A 14,736-nucleotide genomic window follows, 5' to 3' on the forward strand; every position below is an offset into this window, starting at 1 on the left:
TTTTTTAACCATTGGTAACAAATAAAATAATGGCTACAAACAAAGATAAAAATTTAGATGCAAGTCACCTAGAGTTTAAACCTTACAAAGCAAAGAAAGGTGAGGAACACATGAGTCCTGCTCAGGTTGAACACTTCAGATCTATTCTAATGCAGTGGAAAGAAGGCCTAATGGATGATGTAGACCGTACCGTTCATCACATGCAAGATGAAGCTTCAAACTTTCCAGATCCAACAGATAGAGCCAGCCAAGAAGCTGACTTTAGCCTTGAGTTAAGAACACGCGATCGTGAACGTAAACTGGTCAAAAAAATTGATGAGTCCATTAGCATGTTAAACGCTGGTGACTATGGGTTTTGTGAAACATGTGGCATAGAAATAGCTATTAAGCGTTTAGAAGCACGCCCAACTGCCACACAATGTATTGACTGTAAATCTCTTGATGAGATAAGAGAAAAACAAAAGATTTGATGCCTTTGCCTTAAGCCTATCTTTTGGTTGCTTTGGACCCAGCTTATAGGGGGCGATTTGCCCCCTCTCCAACCGGCCCTTTACATTACGGCTCTTTATACACGGCTATTGCTAGCTTTTTACAAGCACGATCTAAAGGCGGCAAATGGCTTGTAAGAATAGATGACTTAGACTCCGCTCGCTGTCAGCAACAGTATTCCAGCAAAATACTTAAAACACTCGAGCAATTCGGCCTTACATGGGATGAGCCTGTTTTCTACCAGCACACTCGCCATCATGACTATCAACAGGCGTTAGAACAACTCCTTGAACGTCAATTACTTTATCCCTGTCAATGCTCTCGCAAAGATTTAGCCAACAGAGGACTTCACGCAGGTCTTTATGACGGCCATTGTCTAAGCCATCCGCTAAAACCCAATCAACCTTCTGCATTACGTATCCGATTAGCAAATAAAAAAATATCATTTATCGATGCCGTGCAAGGTCCCTCCCACCATAAACTACAAACACAGCATGATGATTTTGTAATGTTTCGTAAAGACCGTGTTTATGCTTATCACCTTGCTGTTGTTATAGATGATAATACACAAGGCATTACTGAAGTATTACGAGGGCATGACCTTCTAGACAGCACCTACCAACAAATTCATTTACAACAATTATTGAACATACAAACACCTCATTATGCCCATATCCCTGTTATTACAGACACTAGCGGCATTAAATTGAGCAAACAAACTTATGCGAGCGACATCTCATTATCACCTGTTAAACCCACACTTTTAAGAACATTTGTTCATTTAAGCTTAAACCCACCCCAAGAACTGTTAGAATCAAGCACAGCAGACATTCTAAATTGGGGTATTAAGCATTGGTCACTTAAACAGATTATTGCGCAACAATCACTCCCCTTACAAAGCAACTAAACATCAAAGCCAGCATTACGTTTTAGTTTTATTTCAATATAATCATAGCTAGTTCATTAGAAACAACACAAATGACCACAGATACTAAAAGCCCTTATACTCAGTTTTTTACATTAATGAACAGTAAGCTGCCAGATGAGTACAAGGCCGTTTTGCAAAAGTTTCAAGAACATGGCGACTTTTATCAGCAGCTAATTAACAACGTAAATAATAACGAGACTGATTTATCAAAATTTTGGGACTTACCCAGCACTCTCGGATTTAACACAGCATCAAACCCACAAACTAAATGGCTCCAAAGCTTTTTTAGCCTCAATAACTTTCAATCAAGCACTGATACCCAGCTGATACAGCAATTTACCCAAGCAATCTGCGAACTTCCATTACAGGCCCAAGAAAATCTCTCTAGTATTCAAGCAGCGCTGTCTAAATTAAATCAGCTTTATGCCAAGTTAAGCCAATCAGCAATGAAGCACTTTCAAGCTTTGAAAGATGAGTCTCCAGACGCATCGAATGAACAGCTATGTATTTTTTGGTTAACTGCTGGAGAAAAGGCGTTTAGTGAGATCAGTCAAACAGATGACTATATAAATGCGCAAAAAAAATTGTTTGAATCATTAAATAACTTAAAAAATACACAACATGCTTTTTCTGAACAAGCAGCTGAGCTATTCGGCCTTCCAACACAACAATCATTAGAAGATTTACAAAATGGCCTGCATAAACTTAGAATGGAGTTTGCAGAATATAAAGCACAAACCGACGAAGTCATTAACGAACTTAGACAAACCATTTATCAATTAAAATAACGCCTGTTGAGCCGAGCAGATGCCGAATAAAACCAAAGATCACGAAAATATCTGGCAAGATGAGTTTGTGCTTCTTATGGAGAAGCTAGCTGACAAGGATAAACAACCCCCACCTGAAGTCGGCAGTAGCCTCAAAGAACTTATTTATAGTGAAAATAAGCTGCAACTTTTTCACTATAACCCTCTTGATGTTGCGCAGAAAAAACTCCCTATCCTAATAACCTACGCTCTGGTTAATCGCCCTTATATTATGGATCTTGAGCCTAAAAGATCCCTTATATTACGTTTATTAGAGAAAGGTTACCCGGTTTACCTCATCGACTGGGGATACCCCGATAGTAGTGATCGTTTTACAGACCTAAATGACTATATTAATGGTTATTTACACCGTTGCGTTCAGCAAGTAAAACACCACTCTAAAGAAGAAAAAATAGACCTCTTAGGTGTTTGCCAAGGCGGCGTCTTCTCCTTATGTTATACCGCGCTTCACCCAACTGAAATTCGCAAGCTCGTAACCCTAGTGACGCCCATAGATTTTCATACTAAAAACAACCCCTTAACAAGTTGGACCAGTCACTTAAATACACAAGCATTAGCATCTCATACAGGCAATGTGCCTGCTGAGCTTATAAGCCAACTTTTTAAAGCCATAAAACCTTTTCAATTAAACCGAGAAAAGTACCGTCGACTCAAGCATATTATTAACAACGCTGAAAGCTTAAACACGTTCCTACGCATGGAAAGGTGGTTACATGACGGACCAGATTTAAACAGAGCGGCTGCCGATGAGTTTTTAATTAATTTTTATCAACAGAACAAATTACATGAAAACACATTAACCATTGCTGGGCATGCTGTTTTACTGAACAAAATCACGTCTCCGGTGCTAAACCTTTACGCAACACAAGATCACCTTGTCCCACCCGAAGCAACACGCGCACTAAAGCAACATATAAAGCCGGAGCTTTATCAAGAACAAGCACTTGTTGGCGGGCACATTGGTGCATTCACTAGCCCAAGAACTCAACAGACACTGATCCAATCACTGGAACAAGGACTAGCTTAGGATTTGCCTTTGTCTGTCGATGTTGATAGCTCAACCGTTTTCATCATCGCATCCCACATAGTCTTTTGAACACCTTCCATTGCCAACATTTGTTCAGGCATTGGCATATATAGTTTCATGAGTTCAACCATATCACTCGACTCAATACCAACTAGCATTTTATTACGAATTTTCTCTATCGCTTCGCGCTGAATAGCTTGAACATCAGGCAGACCCAAGAACTCTCTCATTTCTTGAGGCGTTGCCTCAATTTCAATCGTTGCTTTCATATACTTCCCCACCTCATACCGCTAAGGTCTACCTAACATTGTAGACCTTAGCGCGAGACATAATTATTTTTTAGCATCACCTTCTGTTACAGGGCGACCTGATGGATTTGGTAGTTGAGTGCTTCTAGCTGTTGCTTTAGGTGCCGTTTGCTTGACAGCGGGTTTTGGTGCGGCTTCCTTAGCTGTAGGCTTCGGTGCGGCTTTCTTAGCCGCCGGTTTGGGGGGAGTTTTTTTAGCGGCAGGTTTCGGTGCTGTTTTCTTAGCCGCGGGTTTGGGGGGAGCTTTTTTAGCAGCAGGTTTCGGTGCTGCTTTCTTAGGCGCAGGCTTGGGGGTCGCCTTCCTAGCGGCAGGTTTTGGTGTTGTTTTCTTAGCCGCGGGCGTCATAACCATTGAAGGCGCCTCTGCTAAGCCTTCTTGGATAAGCTCGCCCATCGCCTTCCTTGTCTCCATTGCAACTTTGACTGACGATTGCGCATTTTTCAATACTTTTTCTGATAGCTCCTTGTACAAACTAGATTGTAAATTCATCAATTCTGTCATTGACTCAACTTTGTTCACTGAGGTAACTTTTTTTATACTTCCTTCAAGACAACTCGACACCAAATCCATTTGTAATTGGGTTAGTTGTTTTACCGATTGGGTATTTAACGTATTAATTTTCTTTAATGATTCATTGGCTTTTTTACTTAATTGAGCCCACTGTTTGATAAGGTCATTTTGCATTTTCACCGCTCCCTGAATTATTTAAAAAATAAAAACCTAGTCCAGTAATATCGATTACTTAACTAGCTGTCAATAAAAAAGGCAACCAAATGGTTGCCTTTTTCTCTCTAAAGAAGTATTTCAGACTCCTTAGAAACTAGTAAACAAGCCACCATTAACAGGAATATTTGCCCCTGTTATATAGCTTGCTTCGCTTGAGGCTAAAAAGTTGACCGCATTGGCAATCTCAACCGGTTCAGCCAAACGTTGCATTGGAATTTGCGAAATTAATTCATTACGAATGCCTTCATCAATCGCCATAACCATGCTAGTCGCTACATAACCTGGGCTTACTGAATTAACAGTAATCCCTTTACGAGCTACTTCTTGTGCTAACGCCATTGTGAAACCGTGCATGCCGGCTTTTGCCGCAGAGTAGTTAGTTTGACCAAATTGGCCACGTTGGCCATTTACTGAAGAAATATTAATAATCCGTCCATGTCCTCTTTTCAACATAAAGTCTAGAACATTTTTAGTCATGTTAAACACGCCATCTAAATTAGTAGATAACACAGCATCCCAATTAGACTCATCCATGTTTTTCAAAAAGCCATCGCGAGTAATGCCGGCACAGTTAACCAACACTTCAATTGGGCCGACTGTCTCTTCAACGTGTTTAATCATCTCAGCACAAGCGTCAAAACTTGTAACGTCTGCTTCTTCAACTAAAAAATCAAACCCTTCTTTCTTTTGAGCAGCTACCCATTCGTCTGCTTTTTCAATTTCTTTGTTAAACGTTGTTGCAATAACAATATAGCCGTTCTGTGATAACTTTTTAGATATCTCAGACCCAATACCGCCAATACCACCTGTTACTAAGGCTACTGAATTACTCATACTCTGGCACTCCAAATAATTAATTAAGAATAAACTTGTTTATTGCATTGCAATATAGTTAAAGTAACTGGCTAAGTCAATTTTTGGCCCGCCAACATACCCTCGCTGCGTGTTTATTATTATTTTGCTCATCACGTTTTATAATAGAGAGCCCTTATAAATAAAGCTTCTTTTCTCACTTAACTGAACCAGTATATTTACCGTACAATACGAACACACATCACTTAAAATGAGTTAAGGCTATGTTATTGATTATTTCTCCTGCGAAAACCTTAGATTTCGACACCCCGCCCGCTACAACAAGCCATTCACAACCGGCATTTTTAGATGATTCAGCGGAGTTAATTGATCAACTTAAAACCCTGTCACCATCAGACCTGTCTAGTTTGATGAGTATTAGTGATAAATTAGGCGTGCTCAATAGCAACCGGTTTATTGAGTGGCAACGACCTTTCACCGATAAAAATAGCAAACAGGCATTATTATCATTTAAAGGTGATGTTTACGAAGGCATGGATACAAGCTCATTTTCAGAGGACGATTTAGAGTGGTCTCATAAGCACCTACGTATTCTTTCTGGTTTGTATGGTTTACTTAAACCTTTAGATTTGATCCAGCCCTATCGTTTAGAAATGGGCACAAAATTTAGCAACCAACGAGGTAAAAACCTCTATGAATTTTGGGGTCATAAAATTACCGACAAACTGAATCAAGAACTTACCGAACAAAAAAGCCCTGTTCTTATTAATCTAGCTTCTAACGAATATTTCAAGGCTGTCAAACCAGCTCAGCTGAATGCTCAAGTGATCACCCCGGTTTTCAAAGACTGGAAAACTGATAAATATAAAATTATCAGTTTTTATGCTAAAAAAGCGCGCGGTATGATGAGCGCCTACATTATTAAAAATAGACTGGAAAGCCCCAGCGATATCAAACAGTTTGACACCGCTGGCTACGCATTCTCAGCAGAACAATCTACAGACAAAGAATGGGTGTTTTTAAGAAAAGTGGCTGTTTAATTTTCTATCGCTTTTGCTACTGTCATGCCAAAACCGGTTATTCAAGCCGCTGTTTTAGTGTCTCTGGTTATCTTTAAATATAATCACAAGGCAGCAGACTTGCTCTAAGGTAAAACCCCACTTCGGCTCCAGCTCATTATAGACTGCTCCAAATCAGGCGACTGGTTAACTGGTCAATAAATTATTAACGCTAAAACCTATTAGAGGGTGCCTTATTAGTACGATACCTTTCGCCCTAGTCAGCTAGTCTGTGGTCAAGATAACGCGAATTGCATCTAACTTAAATGAGGCTCTTTTAATGTAGCTACCTAAGTCGTTAATATTGGCTTTTAGTTGAGTAATCTCGCTATCGCGAATATTTGGGTTTACCCGCGCCAATGCAACAAGCCTTTCTAGATTCAACGATTCTTGTTGTTGCATCTCTTCAACACTTTGTTTTACTAACGCTTCTTGGTGAACAACAACCAGTTTCTCAGCTTTTTCAATCAGTGTTTTAATCGCCTCTTGACCATGCTCAATAATATTCAGTGCAATTGACTTTTTAACAAACGTCACCCTAGACTCAATATGCTCTGGCTTTAAAATATCAGTCATATCCAAGCCATTTGAGCCGACCACAATTCGCTTTACCGTTTTCGGCAAATAGCGGTGCAATTGTAAGCGTTTAGGTGCGGGACAATGCGTTGTAAAAATAGCTTCGAGAATCACCGTTCCAGCAGGAATAGGCGGTAATGCCATGGTACAAAACGTTGAATTACCAAACTCACTATTGATAATTTGCTCCATCGCGCCGGTCACCATGGGGTGTTCCCAGGTTAAGAATTGAAAATCTTCACGTGACAAGGCAATCTTTCGGTTAAACGTCGCCGTTAAACCGTCTTCAGGCAAACTAGGGAAAGCATCACTTTGCAAATGACCACTTGGCTTAATAACAATGCTGTCTTCGCTATGGTATTGCTGCTCAACACCAAAACTTTCAAAGACTTCTTCCATGTAATGAGACAGTTCTAAGTGGCTTGATGACAAACTAATTTCATCAATAATTTCTTGTGCCTGCTCTTTTCTGCAAGAGTTTAATTCCAACATCAAGTCACGGCCTGCATGCATATCCGCTATGCTCTGTTGCATTAACGTACTGGTTTTTTCAATGATCGCTGCAAATTCATCATCAGACGCATCACCCAGCAAGGCTTCTTTTAAATCCGCTTTAACAATCGCATAAACATGGTGCCCTGTTGAGCAGACATGGCTAAAGGCGTTGAGTCCTTTATCATACCAATTCATCAATCGATGTTGGCCGGTTCCCTCTATACATGGCACATGAAGGTGCACCGTATCGGTTTGACCAATTCGATCTAGGCGACCTATCCTTTGTTCTAACAAGTCTGGATTAAGTGGCAGGTCAAATAATACCAAGTGATGCGCAAACTGAAAATTTCGACCTTCACTTCCAATTTCAGAACAGATAAGAATCTGAGCTCCTTCCTCTGCATCAGAAAAATACGCCGCAGCCCTATCTCTTTCTATTAAGCTCATACCTTCATGAAAAACGGCAGACGCAAAAATTGTGCGCATTTTTAAATATTCATGTAACTCCTGCGCCGTTTGTTGCTGCGCGCAAATCAACAATACCTTTTCATTTTTATGCGTATCCAACCATTCCATCAACCAGGTGATACGTGGATCTAGCGTCAACCAGTCTTCGCCCAATAACATTTCAGGCAATAGCGTTTTGGCCAATGCAAGATCGGTGTCTAGCTCAAACTCATTTTCTACGCTAAGCGCAGGTAATTGATACGCGTGTAATTGCCTAGATGAAAACGCATCTATATTTTCTCGCGTGTTCCTAAACAACACGCGGCCAGTACCGTGCCGATCGAGCAATGCATCAATGAGCGAGTCCACAGATATATCGTCAGATAAAACCGCTTGCTCACCCAGTAGCTGCAACAGCGATTGCTTTAAATTAACATCAGCAAGTACCCCATCAATGGAGTTTGCCGCCATCAACTGTTTAATAAGCTGATTAATCTCCTGGTAACCGGCTTGTTCTTCACGAAAAGCGGCTAAATCGTAATAGCGATCGGGGTCTAATAAGCGCAACCTTGCGAAATGGCTCGTGACCCCTAATTGCTCAGGTGTGGCAGTCAATAACAATAAGCCCGGCACATGATTTGCCAATTCTTCAATACAGCGGTATTCGTTACTAACGTTATTCTCGTTCCAGAATAAATGATGTGCTTCATCAACAATCATCAAGTCCCAATTTGCTGCTACCGCTGAGGCATGATAATTCGCATTTTCAGATAAAAAAGATAATTGGCAAAGTACTAATTGAGCCGTTTCAAACGGGTTTATGTCACCCTCTTCTCTAATCGCATCACAACGTTCACGATCTAGAATTGTAAAAGACAAATTAAAACGACGTAAGAGTTCTACCAACCATTGATGAATAAGTGCATCGGGGACAACAATCAATACTCGCTCAATCGAACCGGTTAATAGTTGCTGATGTAAAATTAAACCCGCTTCAATTGTTTTCCCTAATCCGACCTCGTCGGCCAGTAAAACACGCGCTGCATTTCGCTCCGTTACTTTACTCGCTATATAAAATTGATGGGGTAGTAACTGAACACGTGGGCCCGATAAACCAAACCCTTTAAACTGATCTAGTTTGCGTTGAAAGTCTAATGTTTTAAGGCGCAAATCAAACAGCTTGTTTTTATCTAGCTGCCCAGTAAATAAACGACTTTGAGGTTTATTAAACGCCCCGGTACTATCCAAATCAATTTCGTGTAGCACCACTTGCTCACCCTGCCCATCAATACACAAATAAATCATGCAATGGTTATGCTCTTGGGTTTGCTCAATAGTTACTTCTTGACCACCTTGGTGGCTTACTGTGTCACCCACATTGAAAGTCACCCTACTTAGCGGTGCATTATCCAATGCATACACCCGAGGCTCTTCAACAGCTGGGTAAAACAATGTCACGTGGCGCCCTTCTATGCTCTCAACAACCCCTAGGCCCAATTCAGTTTCAGAATGACTAACCCAACGTTGCCCAGGATAAAAAATATGTTGACTCATCGACTGTTGACCTCACCACGGAATATAAAAGGCGTGGATGATAAAAGTAATCCCCCGTACTCGCAACCTAAGTTACACCTAAAATCATAAGATTACTTAAAGCCAAACAGGATTTCCATACTCGTTGTTAAAAATGTTTCACATCCAAATCTTTAGTTAAACGAACCTGCGCCGCAATCTCCTCAATCGAAATAGAGGTTACATTCAAAAACGGCACATTTTCCATATGCAATAATTCTTCTACTTGTGAAACTTCTCTTTGACAGGTTTTTAATGAAGCATAAGGACTACCTGGTCGACGCTCTTCACGAATCCTGCTCAGCTGCTCCGCGCTGATGGTCAAGCCAAATAATTTTTTCTTATACGGTTTTAATGCTCTAGGAAGCTCACAGTTATCTAAATCACTGTCTGTAATCGGGAAGTTAGCCGTAAAAATGCCATATTGAAGGGCAAGAAATAAAGACGTTGGTGTTTTCCCCGTTCTTGAAACACCAATTAAAATGACATCAGCCTGATCATAACGGTCTAAACGCGCACCATCATCATACTCCAGCGCATAATTAACCGCCCGTATGCGTGATTCGTAAGAGCTTGTATCACTCAAACCATGACTTTTCCCGACCTCATGAGATGACTCTTGTCGCAAATCATTTTCCATTCTAGTAATATAATCATTAAACAAATCATAGAAAATACAATTACTTTTAGACACTATCTCACGCAAATCATCATTAGTGAATGTGCTAAAAACAATTGGGCGGCCTTCATTAACCGTATAAGCTGCATTAATTTTATTACACACAGTCTGTGCCCTTGATACCGTATCTATAAAGGGAATAACGTGTCGTTCACGCTCAACACCTGTAAATTGTGTCATTAGACTATTACCCAGTGTTTCTGCTGTAATAGCCGTTCTATCTGATATAAAAAAGATTGTTCTGCTTTTCATTGAATATAGCGGTGCATTTTTTGTTAAAATATTGGATTAATTCGAATTTTAAACCAAAAGGTAGCTTCTCAGCAGATAGATTTGCAGTGTGGAAGGTATCAACATTAGGGGATCAGAAGTTGGAAGATTATATTGTTTGGCTAGACTCAACAGGTATGGACGACGTCGAGCACGTTGGTGGAAAGAATGCATCACTCGGCGAGATGATTAGCAATTTAGCCTCTGTAGGCGTTGATGTACCCGGTGGCTTTGCCACAACAGCAACGGCTTTTAGAGACTTTCTTTCGCAAAGTGGTATCGATGATAAAATTCACGAAAAGCTCAGCACATTAAATGTAGATGACGTTAATGCCTTAGCCGCAGCCGGCAAAGAAATTCGCCAGTGGATTATTGACACGCCCTTCCAACCAAGCTTAAAAACGGCTATTGAAAAGGCCTATGCAAAAATGCAAGCTGATGCAAATAGTGAGTTTTCTGTTGCCGTTCGTTCCTCTGCAACGGCTGAAGATTTACCCGATGCATCATTCGCGGGGCAACAAGAAACATTCCTAAACGTTGATGGTATTGACAATGTAATGCGTTCAATTAAAGAGGTATTTGCCTCATTATTTAATGATCGAGCCATTTCTTACCGTGTACACCAAGGATTTGAACACAGTGGCGTTGCCCTTTCCGCTGGCATTCAACGCATGGTTCGCAGCGACATAAGCGCTTCAGGTGTTATGTTTACACTCGATACCGAATCAGGCTTTCGTGACGCAGTTTTTATCACCTCAAGCTATGGTTTAGGTGAAATGGTCGTTCAAGGTGCCGTTAACCCAGATGAGTTTTATGTTCATAAGCCAACCTTAGAAGCTGGTCGGCCTGCTGTATTACGCCGCAACTTAGGTAGCAAGTTGATTAAGATGATCTATAACGATGAAGCAGGCGACCCTGTTAAAATTGTGGATACTGACCCATCAACACGCGGCGTTTATTCCTTGACCGATGCCGAGGTGGAAAAACTTTCCAGCATCGCTATTACTATTGAAAAACACTACCAACGGCCTATGGATATCGAATGGGCTAAAGATGGTTTAGACGGTCAGCTGTATATCGTTCAAGCTCGTCCTGAAACGGTTCAAAGCCGCGCCGGTAAAGAAATTCAACGTTACTCTTTAAACGAAACAGCTAAGGTACTTGTTGAGGGTCGTAGTATTGGCCAAAAAATTGGTTCTGGCCCTGCTCGCGTTATCGATAATATTTCTCAAATGGACCAAGTCCAAGAGGGCGACGTATTAGTCACCGACATGACCGACCCAGACTGGGAACCGATTATGAAACGCGCCTCAGCGATTGTAACCAACCGTGGTGGCAGAACCTGTCATGCCGCCATTATTGCCCGTGAATTGGGTATTCCTGCTGTGGTTGGCTGTGGTGATGCAACAGACCATATTACCCAAGACACTGATATTACCGTTTCTTGTGCCGAAGGAGATACTGGCTTTATTTACGAAGGTCTACTGGACTATCAAGTAGACACCGTTAACTTAGACGCCATGCCTGACATTCCAGTTAAAGTCATGATGAACGTCGGCAACCCTGATCGAGCCTTTGATTTCGCCTCATTACCCCATGAAGGAGTTGGCCTAGCACGCTTAGAGTTCATTATTAACCGAATGATTGGTATTCACCCTAAAGCACTCTTAGAGTATGAACAATTACCAAGCGACCTAAAAGAAACCATCAGCAAACGAATTTCTTGTTATGAAAGCCCTAAAGACTATTACGTTAAACGTTTAGTCGAAGGCATCTCAACCATCGCTGCAGCTTTCTCGCCTAAATCCGTCATTGTTCGCATGTCCGATTTCAAATCGAATGAATACGCCAACTTAATTGGCGGCGACCGTTATGAACCGGAAGAAGAAAACCCAATGCTTGGCTTTAGAGGCGCATCACGCTACATCTCTGACTCATTCCGCGAATGTTTCAATATGGAATGCGAGGCCCTAAAGTTTGTACGCGACCAGATGGGACTAACAAATGTCTGGGTGATGATTCCTTTCGTACGTACCCTAGACGAAGCCAAGCAAGTCACCGAGCTACTGAAAGAAAACGGTATTGAAAGCGGTAAAAATGGCCTTAAGCTCATTATGATGTGCGAATTACCTTCTAACGCTTTAATGGCTGAAGAGTTTTTAGAGTATTTCGATGGTTTCTCAATTGGCTCAAACGATTTAACACAACTAACGCTAGGGCTTGATCGTGATTCCGGCTTAATCGCTTCTTTATTTGACGAGCGCGACCCGGCCATTAGAAAACTTCTTTCTATGGCTATTCAAGCATGCCGCAAACAAAACAAATACATTGGTATTTGTGGACAAGGACCATCTGACCATCCTGATCTTGCCAAATGGTTAATGGAACAAGGCATTGAAAGCGTCTCGCTAAACCCAGACAGCGTTATTGAAACCTGGATGTTTATGGCGGGCCAAAAAATCGAAGGCTAAAAAAAACCATGACGATCACAACGTTTAACCCACCCGTTCGCACCTTGATGGGCCCCGGCCCATCTGATGTTCACCCACGTGTCCTATCGGCGCTTGCACGCCCAACGATTGGCCACTTGGACCCGAGCTTCAGCACCATGATGGATGAGGTTAAAACCTTGCTTCAATATGCATTCCAAACAGACAACCAATTAACTTTCCCGGTATCTGCGCCCGGCTCTGCTGGTATGGAAACTTGTTTTGCAAACTTATTAGAAGCAGGTGACAGCGTTATTGTTTGCCAAAATGGTGTTTTCGGCGGACGGATGAAAGAAAACGTTGAACGTTGTGGTGCTATTGCCATCATGGTTGAAGATGAATGGGGAAAAGCGGTTGACCCGCAAAAAGTTGAAGATGCTCTTAAAGCCCATCCTGAAGCTAGCGTGCTGGCTTTTGTTCACGCAGAAACTTCTACGGGCGCTTTATCGGACGCCAAAACTTTATGTGCATTAGCGCACCAATACAATTGCCTCACTATTGTAGATGCCGTCACTTCTGTGGGCGGTTCAGAATTACGGGTGGACGATTGGGGTATTGATGCCATTTACTCTGGCACACAAAAATGTCTTTCCTGCGTGCCTGGCTTATCCCCTGTTAGCTTTAGTGAACGCGCACAAGAGCGTATCAAACAACGTAAGGAGCGAGTACAAAGTTGGTTCTTAGATTTAAGCCTTGTTATGGGCTACTGGGGTAATGACGGCGGACGCTCATACCATCACACCGCCCCAGTTAACAGCCTATATGCCTTACATGAATCACTATTAATGCTAAAAGAAGAAGGCTTGGAAAATGCATGGGCTCGGCATTCAATGCTGCACCAGGCCTTAAAAGCCGGTCTAGAAGCAATGGGGCTTAGCTTTATCGTTCCCGAAGGCTCTCGGCTCGCCCAACTCAATGCTGTCACTATTCCTAGCAATGTTGATGATGCTGTCGTTAGAAAACGCTTGCTACACGAATATGACCTAGAAATTGGCGCAGGGCTTGGTTCCTTAGCCGGTAAAGTATGGCGTATTGGCTTAATGGGCCAATCTGCTAGCGCTAGTAATGTGATGTTCTGCCTTGCCTCGCTGGAGTCCGTCTTGAATGACATGGGGGCAACTATCAACACTGGTGTTGCACTACCTGCAGCACAAAAAGCAACTTTCGGATAACGGTATTTAAAATGGATAAACTCTTTATACTCCTTCAGCACATTTTGCCAAAGCATAGTTTATCGGCCTTAATGCATAAACTCGCCCGTTGTAAAACGCCTTGGGTAAAGCAATTTATCATCAATACTGTTATTAAACAGTTTGGCGTCAACATGTCTGAGGCAGCACAGCCAGATCCAGAAGCCTACGAAAGTTTTAATGCCTTTTTTACCCGTCAATTACGTGAAGATGCTCGTCCCCTAGAGCACGACGATACAACGATTGCCAGCCCTGTCGACGGCACCATCAGCCAAATGGGCAGCATTGAAAACGGCGAATTATTTCAAGCAAAAGGCAAATCATTTAACCTGTCTGCTTTGTTGGGCAATGACAGCCTAAGTAGCGAATTTGAAGACGGCCAATTCACCACGGTTTATTTATCCCCTAAAGATTATCACCGCATCCACTTCCCTGTCGATGGAACACTCAAAAAAATGGTACACGTACCCGGTGAACTGTTCAGCGTTAACCAAACCACTGTTGAAGCAATAGATGAATTATTTGCCCGTAACGAACGGGTTATTGCTTTTTTTGATACCCCTGCTGGCCCTATGGCGATGGTCATGGTTGGTGCTATTTTTGTGTCGAGTATTGAAACCGTTTGGTATGGAGAGGTTACCCCGCCTCGCCACAATCAAATTCGTCAATGGCAATATAGCGATAACAAGCAACAATATAAAAAGAATGATGAAATGGCTCGTTTTAATATGGGCTCAACCATCGTTATGTTATATGGAAAAGACAAGATCACATGGGCTGAAAATTTAGCAGCAGGGGACGCCGTTCAATACGGGCAAGTGATCGCTAAAATTAATAAGTAA

General features: G+C 41.8%; 13 protein-coding genes. 8 read left to right on the plus strand and 5 right to left on the minus strand.

Features of this window, described 5'->3' with window-relative positions; genetic code table 11:
- The first annotated feature begins 29 nt into the window (after nt 1–29).
- The 4 genes from dksA to phaC all read left to right on the plus strand — a co-directional run bounded on the left by dksA (nt 30) and on the right by phaC (nt 3,271).
- The gene (gene dksA, locus Q91_RS07615) at nt 30–470 is read left to right on the plus strand and encodes an RNA polymerase-binding protein DksA (protein WP_015006308.1); all 441 of its coding nucleotides are present in this window, start codon (nt 30–32) and stop codon (nt 468–470) included.
- Between the two features lie 23 nt (nt 471–493).
- Complete coding sequence (gene gluQRS / locus Q91_RS07620; protein WP_015006309.1) at nt 494–1,396, plus strand: tRNA glutamyl-Q(34) synthetase GluQRS; 903 nt, start codon at nt 494–496, stop codon at nt 1,394–1,396.
- Between the two features lie 71 nt (nt 1,397–1,467).
- Entirely contained in the window at nt 1,468–2,205 is a 738-nt protein-coding gene (locus Q91_RS07625; protein WP_015006310.1) for a poly(R)-hydroxyalkanoic acid synthase subunit PhaE, read from the plus strand.
- A gap of 19 nt (nt 2,206–2,224) precedes the next feature.
- Nucleotides 2,225–3,271: a class III poly(R)-hydroxyalkanoic acid synthase subunit PhaC gene (gene phaC, locus Q91_RS07630; protein WP_015006311.1), complete on the plus strand. Its 1,047-nt coding sequence runs from the start codon at nt 2,225–2,227 to the stop codon at nt 3,269–3,271.
- Here phaC and Q91_RS07635 read toward each other — a convergent pair.
- The 3 genes from Q91_RS07635 to phbB all read right to left on the minus strand — a co-directional run bounded on the left by Q91_RS07635 (nt 3,268) and on the right by phbB (nt 5,139).
- Nucleotides 3,268–3,540: a DUF6489 family protein gene (locus tag Q91_RS07635; protein ID WP_015006312.1), complete on the minus strand. Its 273-nt coding sequence runs from the start codon at nt 3,538–3,540 to the stop codon at nt 3,268–3,270. The genes phaC and Q91_RS07635 overlap by 4 nt on opposite strands.
- A gap of 63 nt (nt 3,541–3,603) precedes the next feature.
- A complete protein-coding gene (locus Q91_RS07640) occupies nt 3,604–4,263 on the minus strand; it encodes a phasin family protein (protein ID WP_015006313.1) in 660 nt (219 codons plus the stop codon).
- A 129-nt stretch (nt 4,264–4,392) separates the two neighbouring features.
- Nucleotides 4,393–5,139, minus strand: a complete 747-nt coding sequence (gene phbB / locus Q91_RS07645; protein ID WP_015006314.1) for an acetoacetyl-CoA reductase — start codon at nt 5,137–5,139, stop codon at nt 4,393–4,395.
- Between the two features lie 242 nt (nt 5,140–5,381).
- On the opposite strand from phbB, the gene yaaA reads away from it, so the two are divergent.
- Nucleotides 5,382–6,158: a peroxide stress protein YaaA gene (yaaA, locus tag Q91_RS07650; RefSeq protein ID WP_041230525.1), complete on the plus strand. Its 777-nt coding sequence runs from the start codon at nt 5,382–5,384 to the stop codon at nt 6,156–6,158.
- A 243-nt stretch (nt 6,159–6,401) separates the two neighbouring features.
- Here the strand turns inward: yaaA and rapA are convergent, their stop codons facing one another.
- Both rapA and Q91_RS07660 read right to left on the minus strand, forming a co-directional pair.
- Nucleotides 6,402–9,248, minus strand: a complete 2,847-nt coding sequence (gene rapA, locus Q91_RS07655; protein ID WP_015006316.1) for an RNA polymerase-associated protein RapA — start codon at nt 9,246–9,248, stop codon at nt 6,402–6,404.
- A gap of 127 nt (nt 9,249–9,375) precedes the next feature.
- Nucleotides 9,376–10,197: a pyruvate, water dikinase regulatory protein gene (locus Q91_RS07660; protein WP_015006317.1), complete on the minus strand. Its 822-nt coding sequence runs from the start codon at nt 10,195–10,197 to the stop codon at nt 9,376–9,378.
- Between the two features lie 119 nt (nt 10,198–10,316).
- On the opposite strand from Q91_RS07660, the gene ppsA reads away from it, so the two are divergent.
- From ppsA to asd, 3 genes are read left to right on the plus strand one after another with little or no spacing between them, the layout of a single operon-like run.
- Nucleotides 10,317–12,686 (plus strand): phosphoenolpyruvate synthase, encoded by a 2,370-nt coding sequence (gene ppsA / locus Q91_RS07665; RefSeq protein ID WP_020932264.1) that lies wholly within the window; start codon nt 10,317–10,319, stop codon nt 12,684–12,686.
- A gap of 8 nt (nt 12,687–12,694) precedes the next feature.
- Nucleotides 12,695–13,876: an alanine--glyoxylate aminotransferase family protein gene (locus Q91_RS07670; RefSeq protein ID WP_015006319.1), complete on the plus strand. Its 1,182-nt coding sequence runs from the start codon at nt 12,695–12,697 to the stop codon at nt 13,874–13,876.
- An 11-nt stretch (nt 13,877–13,887) separates the two neighbouring features.
- Nucleotides 13,888–14,736 carry an archaetidylserine decarboxylase gene (gene asd / locus Q91_RS07675; protein WP_015006320.1) on the plus strand — a complete coding sequence of 283 codons (849 nt, stop codon included), beginning with the start codon at nt 13,888–13,890 and terminating at the stop codon, nt 14,734–14,736.

Source organism: Cycloclasticus sp. P1 (assembly GCF_000299965.1).
In the GTDB taxonomy this organism is placed as follows: domain Bacteria; phylum Pseudomonadota; class Gammaproteobacteria; order Methylococcales; family Cycloclasticaceae; genus Cycloclasticus; species Cycloclasticus pugetii.

What these genes read in the sequence shown, in the direction of transcription:
- dksA (WP_015006308.1), top strand. Translation starts at nt 30, where the DNA reads ATGGCTACAAACAAAGATAAAAATTTAGATGCAAGTCACCTAGAGTTT.
- Q91_RS07625 (WP_015006310.1), top strand. Translation starts at nt 1,468, where the DNA reads ATGACCACAGATACTAAAAGCCCTTATACTCAGTTTTTTACATTAATG.
- phaC (WP_015006311.1), top strand. Translation starts at nt 2,225, where the DNA reads ATGCCGAATAAAACCAAAGATCACGAAAATATCTGGCAAGATGAGTTT.
- Q91_RS07635 (WP_015006312.1), bottom strand. Translation starts at nt 3,540, where the DNA reads ATGAAAGCAACGATTGAAATTGAGGCAACGCCTCAAGAAATGAGAGAG.
- Q91_RS07640 (WP_015006313.1), bottom strand. Translation starts at nt 4,263, where the DNA reads ATGCAAAATGACCTTATCAAACAGTGGGCTCAATTAAGTAAAAAAGCC.
- phbB (WP_015006314.1), bottom strand. Translation starts at nt 5,139, where the DNA reads ATGAGTAATTCAGTAGCCTTAGTAACAGGTGGTATTGGCGGTATTGGG.
- yaaA (WP_041230525.1), top strand. Translation starts at nt 5,382, where the DNA reads ATGTTATTGATTATTTCTCCTGCGAAAACCTTAGATTTCGACACCCCG.
- rapA (WP_015006316.1), bottom strand. Translation starts at nt 9,248, where the DNA reads ATGAGTCAACATATTTTTTATCCTGGGCAACGTTGGGTTAGTCATTCT.
- Q91_RS07660 (WP_015006317.1), bottom strand. Translation starts at nt 10,197, where the DNA reads ATGAAAAGCAGAACAATCTTTTTTATATCAGATAGAACGGCTATTACA.
- Q91_RS07670 (WP_015006319.1), top strand. Translation starts at nt 12,695, where the DNA reads ATGACGATCACAACGTTTAACCCACCCGTTCGCACCTTGATGGGCCCC.
- asd (WP_015006320.1), top strand. Translation starts at nt 13,888, where the DNA reads ATGGATAAACTCTTTATACTCCTTCAGCACATTTTGCCAAAGCATAGT.